Below are 963 nucleotides of genomic sequence, written 5' to 3'. Positions count from 1 at the left end.
GCACTTCCGCCGCTGCGAAGCCCGGGAAGATCTCGACGCCCAGCGCTTCGGCCTGCTGACCCAGCCAGCGCGTCACGTTCGCGAGGCTGATCACGTAGTTGCCGTGGTTCTTGAAATTGTCCGGCAGTGCCCAGTTCGGCACGGCTTTCGCGCCCGTCTCGTTCAGGAACAGGAAGCGGTCTTCCGTCACTTCGACGTCCAGAGGCGCGCCTTTTTCCTTCCAGTCCGGAATCAGTTCATTCAACGCGCGCGGGTCCATCACGGCGCCCGAGAGGATATGCGCGCCGATCTCCGAGCCTTTTTCGAGCACGCAGACGCCAATCTCGACGCCTTTTTCCGCCGCGCGCTGCTTGAGCCGAATCGCCGCAGCAAGACCCGCGGGTCCGCCGCCCACGATCACCACGTCATATTCCATCGACTCGCGCGGGCCATACTGCTCGATCCATCCCTGCGACGGATCGACTTGCTGGTTTGCTGTCATGCCTGCGTCCCTGCTTTAGAACTGTTCTTCCGACAGCGCCAGCACGCCGTCCGCGCCCTTTGCGCTGACGATCGACGCCTCCAGCGCCACCGCCTGCGGCAGCACGTGTTCGGCATAGAACTGCGCGGTAGCGATCTTCGCACCGTAAAACGACGGAACATCCGCGTGCTTCTGCCGCGCGACGAGCATCGCGCGCGCCATCTGCCAGCCGCCCAGCACGATGCCCGCGAGCTTCAGATACGGCACGCTGCCCGCAAACACCGCATTCGGATCGCGCTTCACATTCGCGACGACAAAGGCCACCACCGATTGCAACGCATCATGTCCTCGCGACAGATGCCTGTGCATCGACGCGAACGCCGCGCCATCGTGCTGCTTCAGCGCTTCGACAGTCTGCGCGATCTGCGCGAGCAGTGCCTTCGCGACCGCGCCGCCATCGCGCACCGTCTTGCGGCCGATCAGATCGTTCGCCTGGATCGCTG

1 protein-coding gene and 1 pseudogene are annotated in these 963 nt (G+C 64.2%); both read right to left on the bottom strand.

Annotated features, from left to right (window positions below; genetic code table 11):
* Nucleotides 1-394 (bottom strand): annotated as a pseudogene (locus BN2476_RS48705) (NAD(P)/FAD-dependent oxidoreductase); the annotation flags it as partial.
* 102 nt (nt 395-496) lie between these two features.
* On the bottom strand, nt 497-963 hold a 467-nt coding region (locus tag BN2476_RS33500), incomplete at its 5' end, for an acyl-CoA dehydrogenase C-terminal domain-containing protein (protein WP_173819689.1).

The organism is Paraburkholderia piptadeniae (assembly GCF_900007165.1).
Lineage (GTDB): Bacteria > Pseudomonadota > Gammaproteobacteria > Burkholderiales > Burkholderiaceae > Paraburkholderia > Paraburkholderia piptadeniae.
The sequence above is the reverse complement of the archived record's forward strand: the minus strand, read 5'-3'. Positions and strand labels throughout refer to the sequence as shown.